The 15,950-nt window shown below is 59.3% G+C and carries 16 protein-coding genes; 8 read left to right on the top strand and 8 right to left on the bottom strand.

The window, feature by feature from the left end; all coding sequences use genetic code 11:
- Window positions 1-21: 21 nt before the first annotated feature.
- Window positions 22-963, bottom strand: coding sequence for a PDR/VanB family oxidoreductase (locus tag OKW26_RS17950; RefSeq protein ID WP_429354599.1), 942 nt, complete (start codon window positions 961-963; stop codon window positions 22-24).
- Window positions 964-1,402: 439 nt separating this feature from the next.
- Between OKW26_RS17950 and OKW26_RS17945 the strand changes: the two genes are divergently transcribed.
- The 3 genes from OKW26_RS17945 (at window position 1,403) to OKW26_RS17935 (ending at window position 3,993) form a co-directional block, all read left to right on the top strand.
- Window positions 1,403-3,076, top strand: coding sequence for an electron transfer flavoprotein-ubiquinone oxidoreductase (locus OKW26_RS17945; RefSeq protein ID WP_429354598.1), 1,674 nt, complete (start codon window positions 1,403-1,405; stop codon window positions 3,074-3,076).
- Between the two features lie 336 nt (window positions 3,077-3,412).
- Window positions 3,413-3,697, top strand: a complete 285-nt coding sequence (locus OKW26_RS17940) for a CopG family ribbon-helix-helix protein (protein WP_429354597.1) — start codon at window positions 3,413-3,415, stop codon at window positions 3,695-3,697.
- Window positions 3,685-3,993, top strand: a complete 309-nt coding sequence (locus tag OKW26_RS17935) for a type II toxin-antitoxin system RelE/ParE family toxin (protein WP_187639667.1) — start codon at window positions 3,685-3,687, stop codon at window positions 3,991-3,993. The genes OKW26_RS17940 and OKW26_RS17935 overlap by 13 nt, the downstream gene beginning before the upstream one ends.
- 316 nt (window positions 3,994-4,309) lie before the next feature.
- On the opposite strand, the gene OKW26_RS17930 is transcribed toward OKW26_RS17935, so the two are convergent.
- From OKW26_RS17930 to OKW26_RS17920, 3 genes are all read right to left on the bottom strand, one after another.
- Window positions 4,310-5,515, bottom strand: a complete 1,206-nt coding sequence (locus OKW26_RS17930) for an IS110 family transposase (RefSeq protein ID WP_429353388.1) — start codon at window positions 5,513-5,515, stop codon at window positions 4,310-4,312.
- Window positions 5,516-5,589: 74 nt separating this feature from the next.
- Entirely contained in the window at window positions 5,590-6,042 is a 453-nt protein-coding gene (locus tag OKW26_RS17925) for a hypothetical protein (RefSeq protein ID WP_429354596.1), read from the bottom strand.
- A gap of 56 nt (window positions 6,043-6,098) precedes the next feature.
- Window positions 6,099-6,476 (bottom strand): hypothetical protein, encoded by a 378-nt coding sequence (locus OKW26_RS17920; protein WP_429354595.1) that lies wholly within the window; start codon window positions 6,474-6,476, stop codon window positions 6,099-6,101.
- Window positions 6,477-6,695: 219 nt separating this feature from the next.
- Here OKW26_RS17920 and OKW26_RS17915 point away from each other — a divergent pair, with 219 nt between their 5' ends.
- Window positions 6,696-7,283 (top strand): DUF7713 domain-containing protein, encoded by a 588-nt coding sequence (locus OKW26_RS17915; protein ID WP_429354594.1) that lies wholly within the window; start codon window positions 6,696-6,698, stop codon window positions 7,281-7,283.
- A gap of 27 nt (window positions 7,284-7,310) precedes the next feature.
- Here OKW26_RS17915 and OKW26_RS17910 read toward each other — a convergent pair whose 3' ends face one another.
- Together OKW26_RS17910 and OKW26_RS17905 are read right to left on the bottom strand one after the other, a co-directional pair.
- Window positions 7,311-7,655 carry a helix-turn-helix domain-containing protein gene (locus OKW26_RS17910; protein WP_165576812.1) on the bottom strand — a complete coding sequence of 115 codons (345 nt, stop codon included), beginning with the start codon at window positions 7,653-7,655 and terminating at the stop codon, window positions 7,311-7,313.
- A complete protein-coding gene (locus OKW26_RS17905; RefSeq protein ID WP_090812573.1) occupies window positions 7,652-7,945 on the bottom strand; it encodes a toxin-antitoxin system TumE family protein in 294 nt (97 codons plus the stop codon). The genes OKW26_RS17910 and OKW26_RS17905 overlap by 4 nt, the downstream gene beginning before the upstream one ends.
- Window positions 7,946-8,282: 337 nt before the next feature.
- Here OKW26_RS17905 and OKW26_RS17900 point away from each other — a divergent pair, with 337 nt between their 5' ends.
- Complete coding sequence (locus OKW26_RS17900; protein WP_429354593.1) at window positions 8,283-8,579, top strand: hypothetical protein; 297 nt, start codon at window positions 8,283-8,285, stop codon at window positions 8,577-8,579.
- A 173-nt stretch (window positions 8,580-8,752) separates the two neighbouring features.
- Window positions 8,753-9,286 (top strand): hypothetical protein, encoded by a 534-nt coding sequence (locus OKW26_RS17895; protein ID WP_429354592.1) that lies wholly within the window; start codon window positions 8,753-8,755, stop codon window positions 9,284-9,286.
- Window positions 9,287-10,227: 941 nt separating this feature from the next.
- Here the strand turns inward: OKW26_RS17895 and OKW26_RS17890 are convergent.
- The gene (locus OKW26_RS17890) at window positions 10,228-11,454 is read right to left on the bottom strand and encodes a tyrosine-type recombinase/integrase (protein WP_429354591.1); all 1,227 of its coding nucleotides are present in this window, start codon (window positions 11,452-11,454) and stop codon (window positions 10,228-10,230) included.
- Between the two features lie 84 nt (window positions 11,455-11,538).
- Here OKW26_RS17890 and OKW26_RS17885 point away from each other — a divergent pair, with 84 nt between their 5' ends.
- Window positions 11,539-12,660, top strand: a complete 1,122-nt coding sequence (locus OKW26_RS17885; protein WP_429355250.1) for a DNA-binding protein — start codon at window positions 11,539-11,541, stop codon at window positions 12,658-12,660.
- Between the two features lie 246 nt (window positions 12,661-12,906).
- Here OKW26_RS17885 and OKW26_RS17880 read toward each other — a convergent pair whose 3' ends face one another.
- A complete protein-coding gene (locus OKW26_RS17880) occupies window positions 12,907-14,079 on the bottom strand; it encodes a hypothetical protein (RefSeq protein WP_429354590.1) in 1,173 nt (390 codons plus the stop codon).
- A gap of 222 nt (window positions 14,080-14,301) precedes the next feature.
- On the opposite strand from OKW26_RS17880, the gene OKW26_RS17875 reads away from it, so the two are divergent.
- A protein-coding gene (locus tag OKW26_RS17875; protein ID WP_429354589.1) for an IS3 family transposase occupies window positions 14,302-15,869 on the top strand; the annotation gives its coding sequence in 2 pieces (ribosomal slippage) (window positions 14,302-14,740 and window positions 14,740-15,869; 1,569 coding nt in all).
- Window positions 15,870-15,950 lie beyond the last annotated feature (81 nt).

The raw sequence follows: 15,950 nt of genomic DNA, 5'->3' as shown, positions 1-15,950 counted from the left end.
GTAAGTTTGAAGCTGCCGTTTTCACAAGTCCAAGGTGAGATGACCTTTGGCGCGGGAAACGCACGGGCACATCAGATGTTGTTCGTTTCGCTCTTCATCGGTGAGCACATCGTCAAGATGCACCACCTCACCGTTCAGAAATTTCGTCACGCAGGCCCCACAAACGCCTTCGAGGCAGCCGGTTGGGAGGAGAACACCTTTGGATTCGAGCGCTTGTATCAAGGTTTGATCCGATCTCACATTGATCGTCAGGCCGGTTCGAGCAAGTGTTAACTGAAAATCGTCCAAAGGATTCGAAGTCCAGGCGGCACCCTGGAATTTTTCCGAATAAACGGCAGCGGAAGGAAGATGATGTCGAGCCGCGGCTTCGACTGCTGCCATGAATGGCGACGGGCCACATGTGTAGATATGTTTTGCAGTTGAAGATGCGAGGAACACCTGGTCGAGAACACCGGGAACGGAATTTCGACTGACGTCAAGTTGAACTGCAAAGTTCTGCCCGAAGCACTCGACCCCGAGTTCCGCACGGAGATCGCTGAGGCCTTCCCGTCGTCCGAAGTGATGAAGCATAAACGGATCGCCTCGGCGCGTGAGTTCGTGGGCCATCGCGAGCAATGGAGTGATCCCGACCCCTCCTGAGATCAGAAGATGGGGCCCGTGATCGTCTTTCAGGCCAAATGCATTGCGGGGTTCACCGATGTCAAGTACGTCGCCCACCGAAACCTGATGCATGGATAAGGACCCCCCGCGCGAACAGGGGTCTTTTTTGACAAGTATGGAAAAACGCGCACGATCGGACGGATCGCCACAAAGGGAATATTGTCTGACCAAGCCGCTTGGCGTTGTAACGTCAATATGCGAGCCCGCCGTATAGGCTGGAAGCGGAGCCTGGGTCGTCGGTTGGAGGACGAAGAGCCGCATTTCGGCTCCAATGCTACTTGAGTGTCTAACTTCGATTTGCACGCTCAGCCTCGTAACTATACCGTCTGGACGGTATAGTTAGCTATTGTGTTCTCGCTGTCAATGGGGAAATTACCAGGATGGAGGGAGAAATCTCGGGAGTGGTGTGATCGACGTTGAGGTATCGCGGCCGCAACGACAGGCGTTTGGTCGCTGAAGCGGTGTTCCCGGCTCAGTTGCTCGAGCGCCGCTTCTTGTGGGCGGATCTGCTAGTTATGTCACAAGGATCAAGACGAATCAGACCGTTGCAGAACGCGACATGCACGTCGACTTCGTCACCATATTTTTTGCGGCGTCAGTTGTCGATCGCCGGGTAAGGCGTGGTTTTTAATCATCCATACGGTTGATTGAGGGAGAGGTCGGCAGCGGACACAATGACGTCTGCAAGCGGATTGCTTTTCGTTTGCTCGGATCATAAATCACGGCTTCTTTGCCAGGTATGATGACGCACTCCAACTTATTAGAGCAGTACGGTCCGCGCGAGTCGATCGAGTATGACGTCGTCATCGTCGGCGGCGGCCCTGCGGGCCTGTCGGCCGCCATTCGTCTGAAGCAGCGCGCTGCCGAACAAGGCGTCGAGCTTGGCGTGTGCGTGCTGGAAAAAGGCTCGGAGATCGGGGCGCATATCCTGTCGGGCGCCGTGATGGACCCGCGCGCGATCAACGAACTGATTCCGGACTGGAAGGAAAAAGGCGCGCCGCTGACGGTCGACGTGACCGAGGACCGTTTCCTGTTTCTGTCGGCAACGGGCGCGAAGAGCGTGCCGGTCTGGGCGCTGCCGGGTAACTTCAGGAACCACGGCAACTACGTGATCAGCCTCGCGAATGTCACGCGCTGGCTGGGTCAGCAGGCCGAGGCGCTGGGTGTCGAGATCTTCCCGGGCTTTCCGGCGGCCGAAGTGCTGTACAACGACGACGGCTCGGTCAAGGGCGTCGCGACCGGCAACCTCGGCATCGGCAAGGACGGCGAACCGACCGAAAACTTCCAGCTCGGCATGGAGCTGCACGCGAAGTACACGCTGTTCTGCGAAGGCGCGCGCGGCCACCTCGGCCGCCAGCTGAACGAGAAGTTCAAGCTGCGCGACGGCGTCGATCCGCAGGTGTACGGCATCGGTATCAAGGAGCTGTGGGAGATCGATCCCGCCAGGCACACGCCGGGTCTGGTGATGCATACGGCTGGCTGGCCGCTCGAAAACGACACCTACGGCGGCTCGTTCCTCTACCACATGGACAACAACCAGGTCGTGGTCGGCTTCGTGGTCGGCCTCGGCTATTCGAATCCGTATCTGTCGCCGTTCGAGGAATTCCAGCGCTACAAGACGCATCCGGCGATCCGCGCGATTCTCGAAGGCGGCAAGCGCGTGTCCTACGGCGCGCGCGCGATCACCGCGGGCGGCCTGATGTCGTTGCCGAAGCTGGTGTTCCCGGGCGGTGCGCTGGTCGGCGACGACGCGGGGTTTCTCAACGCGTCGCGCATCAAGGGTTCGCACGCCGCGATCAAGACCGGCATGCTCGCCGCCGATGCCGCGTTCGACGCCGTCCAGGCCGGCCGCCAGGCGGACGAGCTGAGCACGTACCCGGAAGCGTTCAAGACGTCGTGGCTCTACACCGAGCTGTATCGCGCGCGTAATTTCAAGCAGTGGATGAGCAAGGGTCTCTACCTCGGCACGCTGATGGTCGGTCTCGAGCAGAAGCTGCTCGGCGGCAACGTGCCGTGGACGCTGCATCATCAGCATTCCGATCACGAGATGCTGAAGCCGGCTTCGCAGTGCAAGCCGATCACGTATCCGAAACCGGACGGGCAGCTCACGTTCGACCGGTTGTCCTCGGTGTTCATCTCGAACACCAATCACGAAGAAAACCAGCCGGTGCACCTGACGCTGAAAGATCCGTCGGTGCCGGTGAACGTGAACTGGCAGACCTACGCGGGGCCGGAGTCACGCTTCTGCCCGGCGGGTGTCTACGAGTTCGTGAAGAACGAGCAAAACGAAGACCGCTTGCAGATCAATGCGCAGAACTGCGTGCACTGCAAGACCTGCGACATCAAGGACCCGACGCAGAATATCGTCTGGGTCACGCCTGAAGGTGGCGGTGGGCCGAACTATCCAGGCATGTAGTGAAGCTCCCGGGGAAAAAAGCTTCGTGGTTCTGCCGCGCCGATGGATGGTAGCGAAGCTTGGGCTGGTTGAATCGGTTTCGCCGGCGGCGGCGCCTGTCAGTCCGCTCCGCCGCCAAGCTCAGGCATAGTTTGGACGTGGTTTAGCGAGCCGATTTTCGCGCTTTCTACCCTGACTCCGACCGCATCTCCACGATGTGAATGTCCGGTTCTGACTAAGCCTCATGCGGATGCGACCCTTTTTTCTTGGTTCCCTCGCTTCAGTTTGGACGACTGCGTGCACTGGCAAACTTGAGAGAGTATGATGTAGCACAGATGTGACACATGAGAGGTCTCTATGTCTACCACCACGCTCCGCCTTCCGCCGGAACTCCGCGAGCGGATCTCGAGACTTGCTGAAGAATCGGGAACTACAGTCCACAGCTTCATGCTGGAGGCGATTGCCGAGAGGGTCACCAGCGAAGAACTGCGTCGCGAATTCCTCACTGAAGGTAACGATCGCCTCGCAAACATGCTGGAGAACGGCCTCGGGATTGAGTGGGCCGACATGCGCGACTATCTGGGCCAGCGGGCCGCAGGGCGCGATCCGGGAACACCGAAGGTCAAGCGATGGCGCGAATAGTTCTTGCGCCTGAAGTTCGCGATGATTTTGACCGGATCTTTGACTTCCTGTTTGAACACAACCCCGCGAGCGCCGCAAAACACATTGACGATATCGTTCGCGCGTTAGACATCCTTCAGACGAGTCCTCAAATTGGACGGCCTGTTAGTGGCCCCGGCGCAATGCGCGAGCTGGTCATTTCGAATGGAGCGCATGGTTATCTTGCGCTGTATCGTTTTGTGGCTGAGCTGGACGTTGTGCTGGTGGCCGCCATTCGCAGCCAGAGGGAGTTGCGGTATCGGCGTACCGGCAACTGAACGACAGGGACAGAAGGAGGCCTGGCCTCAGAAGTGGTGCCGGTAGAGCGGTAAATATGGGCGCCTGTGTGGGGCGCCCACCGATCCATGACCGCAATTGACATAAAAGAAATTAGCGAATATATGTAGTAATCCTTAATGTATGACTAACCAACGATGACTGGCGGACACGTCAACTGGGTTCGTACGTTGGGAACAAGAACCTCAGGTCGCGATGGCCAGGATCTTCAGGAGGGGCCCATCCTGGGCAAGGTGCTCTTAGAAGCTTTCACGCGTCGTCATAGTAGTCCTCGGGGGGGTGCCCCTATGTGATTCGTCAAGCATTAGGGGCGGATTTAGGTTGATATAGGGTGCCGTCCCGCAGCATGGCGAACAGCACGTCACAGCGTCGTCGGGCCAGAGCGATGAGCGCCTGATTGTGGCGCTTACCCTGCTGGACCTTGCGCGAGTAATAGTCTCTTGAGATTGGATCGCGCAGAGCTGCGAAGGCGGAGAGGAAGAGCGCTCTCTTGAGCACCTTGTTGCCCCGCCGGGATGGATGTTCGCCCCGTATCGACGAGCCCGAGCGCCGGGTGACCGGGGCGAGGCCGGCGTAGGCAGCCAGATGCGCGGCTGAGGCGAACGCCTTGTGAGCGACTTCAGTGAGGAGTCTGGCGGCAGTCCTGACGCCGACTCCCGGCATGCTGGTCAGGACCGGCCAAAGAGGGTGTGCTTGCACCAGACGCTCGACTTCGCTGGCAACCTCATCGCGCTGCTTGCGCAAGGACGCGAGTTGCTGTGCAAGACGCGGCATGACGATGGTTGCTGCCTGAGTACCGGGCACGATCACAGCCTGTTCGCGGAGCGCCTGAACGATCTCGGCCGCGAGGCTCTTGCCCATGCGAGGCGCGAGTTTGGTGAGGCGGTTGGCAAGCGTTTTCTCGCTGGTCGCGGCAAGTTCTGCGGGCGATGGATACCGCTCAAGCAGATCGAGCACGGCCGGATGGTCGAGGCGCGGCCCCAGAACGCGTTCCAGCGCTGGATGGATCTGGGTGAGCAAACCTCGAATGCGGTTGCTGGTCTGCGTGATCTGTGCCGCGAGATCGTCGTCGAAGCCGCACAGCATGGTGAGTTCGGCGAGCGGTTCGTCAACCAGTCGAAGTGAGCGCAGCGCATGTGGCATCGAGCGCGCGGCTTCAGCAATGATGGCGGCATCGCGAGCATCGGTCTTGGCTTCCCCTGCGTGCAGGTCAGCGATGCGGCGCATAGCCAGACCCGGTAGATACGCGACCAGGACTCCTTCATCACGGGCGACTGCCAGGGGCAATGCACCGACGGTGGCGGGCTGATCGACGACGAACAGGAGCTGGCCGTGCGTCTTGAGTTCGGTGATGACGGCGCGCAGCTTGGCCTCATCGTTGGGCAGTGCCTTGTTGTACAGGCGCTTTCCGGTCCGATCGAGGGCGACGGCGTGATGGTGGCCTTTGCCGACATCGACGCCGACGAATACATCGACAGAGCTATGTTGTTGGTTTTCTTGCATCGAAGGCTTTGCAGGTTGAACGGTTTGGCCTGCAACATCGGTGGCAAGTCTCGGCATCCACGTTACGGACGGCCTCAAGATATCCTGGCCGAGCCCCTATTAGCGATCACCAGCCACCCACCAGGCCCGGTGACAACACCCCCCGGATCATGACTGCGACTGGGGGCGAGAATCATGCCGGGCCTAGCTGGCCAAATCCTCGATTGTCGAGGAGTGAAGATAGTAACGGGGGCGCCTCGCGGTTTCGGCGCGTGCAGTGGCTTCGACATTTCTATGCCCATCATCTTCATGGCGTCCGTCAGCAGATCGGTCTGCAGCTTTAAATTGAGAATGTGCTCTTCGTAGTCGAACACGCCTCCCAAATCGCTGTGTATCGAGAGCACGTACCGGGCGACATGCAATGCGTGCAGAACCCTAGCTTCGTCGCTCGGCTGCCCGTCCTCTTCGAGGTCGATGGTCTTTTCAAGCCCGGGCGGCGGTGGGACGGAAACGACGTCGCTCGTCACCAGCTCGACGGCAGACGACACCAGGTGAATTTCCGGCTCGAGGAAACACCTCGCCCTCTGCGTGGCAGGTAATGCCGCTATGTTGCTGGAGCGTGCGCAGCGCGGCTTGCAGTGCATTCAGCACGAGACGATTGTCTGCTGCCTGCTGAACAGCGCGGCGAGGGGCAAGGGTCTGGCGTGTCGCGCAACTGAGGCGCCCTGAGTGCTGCCGCGACGATGTCGAACTTCGGCGTGTGGGCCAAGTCGACGATCCGATTGACGTCCTGCGGTCGGGTGTTGAGTCGTCGCGCCAGCTCCGACTGCGTCACCTCTTGCGCGATCATCTCGTTGGGCAGCAGCACCTTTGGTAACGCGCTGACGGGTCGGGTGGTCATTTCTTCTCCTACCTTCGGTTCCGATGGAGTGGGAACGGTCTGCTTGTTCTCCAAATACATCAACAGCGCGTCTGCAGCCATGACGCGCGCTTCCTCAAGCGTGCGCCTTTGGTGATCGCCTCTGGGATATCTCGGAACGACACCACGAACGAGCCGTCGTCGCGCCCAAAAACCGCGGGATACTGACCTGATTGCTTGAGCACCAGACGGCAGGAGAGGGCGCCCGTCGGCGAACAACACCGTGCCGGGAAAGGTGCGAAAATTACCGTCGAATCCATCAGGAGCCGAAGAGGAGCGTTGATGACCGGTAACACCTGTGTCCGGTGCGGAACAGTCACCCCACCGCACGACGTTGTCAGCGTTGCTTCGCCGGATGGCGGCTTCCGGTTGCTCTGTAGCCGCTGTTTTAACACTGAGATGGCGTATCTGGCGGACGTTCAAGCCTTCGAACATCCGGAGTTCACGTCCGTGCGTCTGCCCGATGCTGATGGCGTCGTACACGAGTTCCATTTCCGTAGCCTGCTGTTCGGTGACCAGCTTTCACTGGAGGCGTTCGAGCTCGCTTCGGGTGACGAGGACCGCGCAGGCTTCCGTTTCCAGCTTCTCGGTGATCCGCGGTCGGACCCGTTTGAGCTGTTGGGCGACCTGCTCCAGAAGATGAAGCGTGCCCTGGCAGTCAAACACCTGGTCGAGGATGCAGGCCATCTCGTGGTAGCCGAAACGACGGTTCGTGGACGAATCGAGTGGGACGGCAACGAGAACTACCGGCTGCCATGTGTGGTCATTGATGGCAGGCGGGTCGACTGGTCCGATTTTGGGGCGATGTTAATGGCGTTCGAAGGGTGGCAGTTCCGGATTGAACTGGTGGATCCGAGCGATGAGGCATGACCTCACGTATGGCCGTCCACGATTCGGTCACAAGGAAACCTCGGCGGTTACCGCGTCCCACGGCGCAGTCAGACGACCTTCTTCGCGCACGATAAGGCCAGCGTTCTCCAGGATCACCACGTCCTCGTAGACACGCTTGTAGTCCCGATCCAGCGCAGTTGCCAACGCCTTCACGCTTTCTGCGCCTTCGCGATGTAGGTGACGAAGCATCTCAAGGCGCTTCGGCGACAGCGCAGCCAGCATCTCCTCGAGCGACAGAAACGTCACGTGCCGCTCTTCGACATGCTCGCCTGCCTGCGCACGGTTGAATGCCGCCGCGAACCGACGACCCATATCCCGCGCGCCACCAACATGCACATTAAGTTTGTTCATGATTCACCTCGCTCACGTTCTACATCATCCAGAAAATCAGCCACCATCTGCTCGGGCGTCGAGAATGCGTACGGCTCTTCCCGGTCGCGGTAGTGCCGGTGATCGCCTTTGCCCCGTTCGTTGTCGTAGCCGATGATTCGCTGACCTGCACGACCATAAAACAGGCTGTACTTGAGGCCGTGCGGTCGTTCGCCGTCGCTCTCGGGTAATCGCCAGATGCGCATTTCGAGAATGGCTCCATCCGGGTAGATGGTTCGATCCTCGAACAGGAGTGTGGCTTTCTTCTTCATATGGCGCAGGATGCCATACGACGATTATGGCGTCAAGCGCCATAACAGGGCGCGGCTCTTCGGGGTTCCGAAATCGATGCAGCGGTCGCCACAGCGGATTGACTGAAGAAGTCCGCGAGAACGTCCGGCGCAGGATTGTGGCTTCAAGGTTAATGTGACGCTCGATGTAAACCCGCCAAAAGAAAACGCCCACGTTGTTCATGCAGGCGTTTCCGTGGCCCCGCTACCGCGCCCCCAATCAACGGTCTTCCCGTCCGTACTCCTTCGCGGCCGGCTTCCGCGCGGCTCCCATCCAGGATAGGACGCGCATAAAATCAGAGATACTTGCGAAGTGTGATTGCTGGCCAATCCATCCATCATCGTGCCGCAGCGGCGGTATGTGCTGAAGTGGACGATCGACGTGACATCGCGATCGAATGAGGGTCCGATGGTTCTGATTTTGCAACTGGCTGCTATGGAAAGAAAACTATCGCCATTGTGTAAAGGCGAGTCTCGCGAACGTCGATCCCATGTGCACGGCGCGCATGCGGCAGCGGCGACCGCGCCCGCGTTCCTCGCACTACGGCCGTTGCCGTCCGGCTACGACTTTGTGTGCACCACGACGCCGTGCCGGTCAACCGTCGGCAAAGGCTAAACTGAGCTGAATGATCTCAGAGTACGAAGGGCCCGGCTGCGTCTGGCCGGGAAACGGCTGATCGTCCGGATGCGGACGATCTCTGCAAGTGTGGTCTCGTTCATCTCTTCGACGAGAGCAGATTCCAGATTCGATGCTCTTGACTTGAACCGGAACTGTCCGAAGGACTGAGCATGTCCATGAAGCCTTCTGAATTTCACATTGGTCTCGAATTCACGTGCGGCCCGTTTTGGTGGCGCTGCACAGACACCGGTACGCGTACAGTGACCGCCATCCGGCTCGTCGAGGATGATCCAGTCTGGTACGAAGGTCCGCCGTACATGGTCAATGAAGTAGTTCTCGACGAGGCCGAACTGGAAGACGCGCATCGAAGCGAAGCCGAAAAGATTCGCGCGAGCATCGATGAGGCGCGCCTGCCAGGCCATCCCGGCTTTTCTCATGCGGCGCTATGCCGGATGATGGACGAGAAGCTCGACAGTGGTCCGTACCCGCACAAGCGTTTATTGCAGTTCGACCGCGTGCGAGCCGATGGCGAGATCCTGCATCCGTACGCCGCGCGTCGAGATGGACGAAGTGATGGTCGCTCCTGGATCATTAGGCTCTATCTACCGTTCACGAACGAATGGGCGGAGCTGGAGGAAAGCGGGTTTCGCGCGCTCACCCTGTCCACGCCGGCTGCCATCCGCAATCGAGCCAGGAAATTGTAAAAGGCGTAGTGAGATCGACTATGCCGTCTGAGCGGGCCAACGGATGAAACTACAGACGTGGCTGATCGGGCATCCGCCCAAACTTATGAATAAACTACATACAGAAAAATCGATAATTTATATTATGTCAAATGCAACTGCACATGGACGCACCGGAGATCGCCGCCGGACGTTAATGGTTTAAATTTGGTACTCATTCCTACTGTTCGCGTCCGTTTTCTCCTCCTAAACGGCGCCGATTGGCCAATTTAATCCATAATCGGCTTTCGGCTGCTATTGCGCGGACGGCGCACTCCACCTAAGCGCGGCCGTTTCCCCGACCGAGTCATTTTAGGCTTTCGGTCGTTATCGCTACGACGGCGTTTTCCAACTAGCCGCAGCCGATTGCAATTTACGCAGTCAAACACGTCGGCCATGGTTGAAGACCCGGCACTGCAATAGTCATCGCGAGCGCTTTTATCGTCGGGCCTCCGCGCCAGCCGCGCAACCGAGATGGATGACGCTCGCTACCGGTTCGGCCGTCTGCGAAATTTCAGCATGTGTCCCACGGGCGATTGCCGTTGCCTCCGATGTTTCGGCTGACGTATTCGGCAAGCAGCCTCTCGTCGTCAGGCGCCGGCGCGGAGTGAGAAGTTCGCAAATGGCAACGCCGAGTTGTTTCGATATTCGATCGAGGCTGTCGATTGACGGTTCGCCGCTAATCACGTCGAGAGAGTTCATACATTTCAAAAAGGGTCCGATCGAAGCGATCACCCAAGGCGTGATCCTCCGTCGCTCGAGTCCGGTAAAAACATCTGGTCGACGGTCGCCACGAGCCCGTTCCGTTCCACCTGTTGCTTCGTCGTCAGTCACTGGACGGCGAGATGCAGGGAGCTGTTTTGCATGCGCTCGGGCTGTCGTAATGGGCGAGCCGGACCTATAACGGAAACCCTCGTTATTAGTCAGCGCTCCGCTTGCCCTGCAGTAGGCTTCGGTTCTGCTTGCGCGGTTTCCCAGGCGACCCGATGCTTGCCGACTGTTTGGCGGTGGCGCTCATCATCTTCCGCGTGAAGATAGATGCTTGTCGTGTTCAGTGAAACGTGCCCCAGGTTGTCCCTGATTGCTCGAAGGTCGACGCCGCTGTCCGCCATACGGGAACCAGCGGTATGACGAAGCCAGTGTGCGGAGGCTCGCTCCAGCTCCGCTGCGCGGTCTGCGTATTCTGACCCGCGAGTTCGAAGCGATTCGGCCGCCCCCCTGAAAACGTGCTTGATTGCGTCGTGCACTGCCGACCGGGTCAGAGATCTCTTTTGGCCGCTCAGTGGAACCAGCAGCGGAGTACGTTCACCGGGCTGCGGCAGCGCGGGCATTCCGTTCACCTCGCGATAGCGGCTAAGCTCGCAGACAAGCTCGGCCGAGACGGGCACTAGGCGCTCCTTGTCGCCCTTCCCTAAAGTTTCAAGCCACCATTGCTCGTTCCCATCAGAATCGAAACGCCTGAAGAACTGCCCCATTTTTCCTGTCGCGACCTCCGAAATGCGCAGACCTTGAAGGTAAAAAAGCGTGAGCAGCCATCGGCTTCGGGCGTGAATGGTCCGTTGTCTCGGCGTCTCCGTGGGGAGCCGCGAGACGAATGCCTTCACGTCCTCCCATAGGGCGGCGGAAAGGTATCGCGTCACTCGGGGCTTCGTCTGCCTGCCCCCGTTTCGAAGCAGCGCAATGGGGTTCCCCCGCAGATACCCTGCGCTCACAAGCCAAGTGAACATCGTGTTGAGGATCACCATAGCCTGCCGCTGACTCGCGGCGGACAGCCCTCCGTTGAATGGGCGCCATCGCGAATCCGCACGCGCGAATTTGCTGCCAGTGATTGATACCCATTGGGCAGCGGGCTGCGGATCCAACAGAAAAGCCCGGTACCGCAACAAGTCCTCATGCGTTAGCGAGGACAGCGGCTTCCGCGCGTCGATGAGCGCCCACAGCAGCAGCCTTTCTGCCTCCTTTCGGTAACTCGCGAGCGTCGTTTTCTTGTCCGCAAAGTTCGCCAGCCACGCGCGCAGAGCATCAAGGTCGTTCGATGCCGAAATCTGCTTGTGAGTCGGGTCGGCGCGGTTCCAGCCATCGCTACCGTCCAGTTGGCTGGGTACGACCAGGGTTTCTACCGGCGCGACGCCGACGAGTGCTTTTGACACGGATGACTTCCAGGTAACGTCTCACGCGATTTTATAGGTATTTTCGAGTCGGCGGGCCGACATTATGCGGATAATGTCGTGTACATGGACCAAATGTGTTGTGAAGATAACACTATACATTGTATTATCTGTGAAATTGCCCCAAATCAGGAGAATGTTGTGGCCCTCGAAACTGACGTCGCGGAAGTTCGGCAGCGGCTGTCCGAAACACAGCAGATCTACCGCGAGGTCTGTGCACTGCTCTTCTTCCGGTATGGCGAGACACCGACTGCTAACCGGCTTTACCAGCTGGTTCGCAAAGGAAGCATGAGCGCACCGGCCAAAGCATTGCGCGACTTCTGGGCCGAGATGAGGGAAAAAACACGCGTTGATGTTGGGCAGCCGGATCTCCCGCGCGAAGTCGCCACGGCCGCCGGCGAACTGGCCGCCAACCTTTGGCGTCTGTCGATGGACGAGGCAAACGGCTCACTGGCCGCCTTTCGGCTTGACGCCGAGCGTGCGGTGCAGACTGCACAGCAACAGGTTCGTGAGGCCCAGGCGCGGAGCGACTCCGCCAGCAAGGCGCTGGACGAAGCAACTCTGACACTGAATACAGAGCGGCAACGAATCGCCGCGCTTGAGTCGCAACTGGCCGCCCAACAGGCGGCTAACGCGACGTTGCGGGAACAGCTTGCCGGCGCCCGTAGTGAGGCGAGCACCACCAATTCTGCCCTCGCCGACGCTCGTCGGGACTTTTCTGTCGAACTGGAAAAACTTCGGGAATCGGCGGCGCACAACGAACAGCGGCTTGCCGCAGCTGAGCGGCGAGCTCTTCTGGAAATCGAAACTGAGCGGACGGCTGCTTCGCGCGCCAGGAAGGAACTTCAGCAGGCGAATGAGCGCAACGGAGCATTGGAGGCCGCGCACCGGCTGGAGCGTGACGCGCTTCGTGACGAACTTGCTGGAACGAAAACGTTACTTGCTGCGTCGGAGTCGCGGCGGGGCGAGCTTGAGCAGCGGCTGGAGCAGAAAGACCGGGAACTGGCTCGCGCGATCGATACGGGAGCTGATCTGCGTCGACGGATTGAATCACTTTCCGGAAAGCTTGCGACGAGCCGGGATCACCTCCCCTCACTTGGTAGGCCGCCTCGGCGGCAGGCACAGTCTGCTCGTCCTGACGCACGAACTATCAAGTTTCCCGTAACGCCACTTCAAAGGAAGAGCTGACTGCTCGTTGCGTTGGCCGGTTCCAGTGATGCCGCCAGGCGGCCCGTTCTCTGATGAGAAGATGAAAGGAGGCGACATCCGATAGAAGTCATGGCCTTTTCCGTTCCTGAGGGGGCGCAAGCGCATGCCGCAAAACCTCTATCACCCGCTCGGAGCGGGTCATGCGGTGGCTGGCTACGCTCCATCAGTCCGCCGCGCAATGACAAAACATGGGCGGAATCTGCGGACGCCTATCTCCCCTGCTCCTCATAAATACCATTCTGCGAAGTTCTTGGGCTGAAACCCAAATTCGTGAGATTTGTTGCACGCCTCCATCAAAGCAAGGCGCCTTTGCATTTCAATCGCGCGACTAGCGATGGTCGAGCCGTACTGACCTATTGCCTGTCTCAGCAATTGCTCGTCCGGCTGTCCAGTGATTGCAGGGGAAATCACGGCTAAAACCTCGTCCGCGCTCGCTGCCCAAAGGGCCCTCGACTTCGGATAGAACGGCAGCAGCTCGACGCAGCGCTCCGCGACGCGATTTTTGGCGAGAAATTCAACAATCTCTGTCTTAAATTTTCCGCGCTCACTTGGGGACTCCGGCGCCCGCGCGAATTCGCTGTCGAACGCGTGCAGGATGCCCAAAACATCCTCATATCGGATATACCGCCAGAAGTGCCTGGAAACATGCTTAAAGGATTGTCTCGAGAAATGCGTGTCGTAGACGACCTCCATGGCAGACGCGACGACGAGGGAAGTGAGTTCCACACCCGCCGTACAGAATTCACGCAGGACATCGACCACGCTACTTACCAAAGATGCCTTCGAAAATTCTTGGAACGTATTCGAAAACACGCGCTGAAGTGGACGTGCGGTGTCGTCGAGACTGCTTAGGTCGACGGCGAAGACCCCTTGGACAATGCCATTGACGTACGATTCACGTAGCAAAATCTCCTCAATCGAAGTCCCCTTTTTACGGCGCTCGTCACAACGCGCCTCCGTTATCCCTCCATTCAACGTCTGCAGGATGGGTTCATCACATTGATACCGTAGAGATACGTAACGAGTTTCGCTCACAAAACCAATGATGCACTCACGGGCTTCGAGCCCCCAAAAGCAGCTTGAGATTTCCTCGGCCGGCAAAAGAACGACCCCGTCCCCAAGGGAAAGAACACACGCCGACTCGCCGGAAATCGTTTCATGCAATTCGACGCTCATACGGCCTGGGCCCTGAACAAGCAGGTCGAAGCTTTCTTCATCAACCTTTACCACAATCAGATTCTGTTCATCAATTACCCCACTCTTGTCGCGCGGCGAACGATTTCGGTCGATGATGCACACTGGTGCGCATGGGAACCACGGCTGCCGGAATAGCTCCACGATCTTCGGCACGGTGCTTCCTTGGCGCGCAGTAAATTCTTTGCTATGAATCGAGTTCATTTGTTTGTCCTATTGAGCTGGATAAATATTCAGAGACAGGCAATCTCCGAACTATGCGGCGACGTGATTGCGTCATCTGAATATCGTGTGTAGAACCCGTTTTTAGCCTTTCTTCTCAAATTTCTTATTTTTTTAAAAATCTATGACCGCCCGTTCCCCCCGCGTCACAATGGTTGTCGCCTGGATAAAATTGGAATCTGGGGGCGATAAAGAGAGAACAAGTTGGCGCGTTACGGAAAGACATTCAAGGACAGAGCAGTGGCGCGGTTGCTGCCGCCGGAGAGCGCATCAGTGGAAGAGGTTGCGCGAGAGATCGGTGTGGGCGCGCAGACGCTGGAGCGCTGGCGCAGTGATGCGCTGTCCAGGCCCGCTCGCGAGCGGGCATGGACAGCGGCCGCGCGTTTCGAAGCGGTGTTGAGCACGGCAGCGATGGACGAGACGGCCCGCAATGCGTGGTGCCGCGAGCATGGCGTGTATCCGCAGGAACTGGCGCAGTGGCGGCAAGCGGCCACGCAGGCGCTGGCCGAGCCCGAAGAGGCCCGTGCGAGTCCACAGCAGACGAAGCAGGACCAGCGTCGCATCAAGGAACTGGAACGCGAACTGCGGCGCAAGGAGAAAGCACTGGCCGAGGCAGCCGCATTGCTGGTTCTTTCAAAAAAACTCGGGGCGATCTTCAACACGGACAAGGGCGAGGACGAATGATCGGCCTCGAAGATCGCCAGTTCCTGGCCCGGGAAATCGATTCGGCAAGACTGGCTGGCGCACGGTTGCGCCTGGCCTGCGAGGTGGCCGGAATCGACGTGCGTACCCTGCAGCGCTGGAGGGCCCATCAGGGGCTCGTCACTGGCGACGCCAGGCCCGGCGCGATGCGCCTGCTGCCCGCGCACACCCTGAGCCCGGAGGAGCGGGAAAACGTGCTGCGCGTAGCCAGCGAGCCGCGCTTTGCCGACATGCCACCGGCGCGCATCGTGCCGATGCTGGCTGACGAAGGCGTGTATATCGCCAGCGAATCGACCTTTGCACGCGTGCTGCGCGAGCATGGGCAGATGACGCGCCGTGGTCGTGCCAGAACTCCTTCGAGCGGCCGGCCGCCGACCACGCACGTTGCAACCGCGCCGCGCCAGGTGTGGTGCTGGGACATGACCTATTTGCCGGCAACGGTCACAGGGCGATGGTTCCACCTGTACCTGATTCTGGACCTGTACAGCCGCAAGATTGTCGGCTGGGAGGTGCACGACAGCGACGCGGCCGAACACGCTGCTCATCTCGTACGTCGTACGGCGCTCTCCGAAGGCATTGCCGCCCTTGAGGCCCGGCCGGTGCTGCACGGCGATAACGGGGCGACGCTGAAGGCCACTACCGTGCTGGCGATGCTGCACTGGCTGGGCATCAAGCCGTCGTACTCGCGCCCCCGGGTCAGCGACGACAACGCCTATGCCGAGGCGCTGTTCCGAACCGCGAAGTACCGGCCGGAGTTTCCGGTCACAGGCTTCGAGGACCTGAACGCTGCTCGCACCTGGGCTGCCGGCTTCGTGCAGTGGTACAACTTCGAGCATCGTCATAGTGGCATCCGCTACGTGACGCCTGCGCAGCGTCACGCCGGTGACGATCGTGCGCTTCTCGCCGCTCGGCATGCACTGTACGAGAGGGCCCGCGAGCGCAATCCGGCCCGCTGGTCGCGCCACACGCGCAACTGGACACCGGTTGGTGCCGTGACGCTTAACCCCGAACGCGACTCAGTCGTCGAGATGGCGTCGATCAGCGCAAATAAACAGCCTCTGGCTGCATGAGTGAGGCGACAACTTGCTTGACGCGCGCCGCGTTCATGTCGGCAAGCTCTTCGAGGTGAGGTTAATAAATAGTTGGATATT

Origin of the sequence: Paraburkholderia sp. 32 (assembly GCF_050435345.1) — a bacterium.
Classification (GTDB): Bacteria; Pseudomonadota; Gammaproteobacteria; order Burkholderiales; family Burkholderiaceae; genus Paraburkholderia; species Paraburkholderia tuberum.
This window is presented reverse-complemented; position numbering and strand designations above follow the sequence as displayed.

Excerpts from the sequence above, each read along its gene's own strand:
- OKW26_RS17920 (WP_429354595.1), bottom strand. The coding sequence starts at position 6,476 with ATGGCTGCAGACGCGCTGTTGATGTATTTGGAGAACAAGCAGACCGTT.
- OKW26_RS17885 (WP_429355250.1), top strand. The coding sequence starts at position 11,539 with ATGGACCAAATGTGTTGTGAAGATAACACTATACATTGTATTATCTGT.
- OKW26_RS17930 (WP_429353388.1), bottom strand. The coding sequence starts at position 5,515 with ATGCAAGAAAACCAACAACATAGCTCTGTCGATGTATTCGTCGGCGTC.
- OKW26_RS17915 (WP_429354594.1), top strand. The coding sequence starts at position 6,696 with ATGACCGGTAACACCTGTGTCCGGTGCGGAACAGTCACCCCACCGCAC.
- OKW26_RS17940 (WP_429354597.1), top strand. The coding sequence starts at position 3,413 with ATGTCTACCACCACGCTCCGCCTTCCGCCGGAACTCCGCGAGCGGATC.
- OKW26_RS17905 (WP_090812573.1), bottom strand. The coding sequence starts at position 7,945 with ATGAAGAAGAAAGCCACACTCCTGTTCGAGGATCGAACCATCTACCCG.
- OKW26_RS17895 (WP_429354592.1), top strand. The coding sequence starts at position 8,753 with ATGTCCATGAAGCCTTCTGAATTTCACATTGGTCTCGAATTCACGTGC.
- OKW26_RS17945 (WP_429354598.1), top strand. The coding sequence starts at position 1,403 with ATGACGCACTCCAACTTATTAGAGCAGTACGGTCCGCGCGAGTCGATC.
- OKW26_RS17910 (WP_165576812.1), bottom strand. The coding sequence starts at position 7,655 with ATGAACAAACTTAATGTGCATGTTGGTGGCGCGCGGGATATGGGTCGT.
- OKW26_RS17935 (WP_187639667.1), top strand. The coding sequence starts at position 3,685 with ATGGCGCGAATAGTTCTTGCGCCTGAAGTTCGCGATGATTTTGACCGG.
- OKW26_RS17880 (WP_429354590.1), bottom strand. The coding sequence starts at position 14,079 with ATGAACTCGATTCATAGCAAAGAATTTACTGCGCGCCAAGGAAGCACC.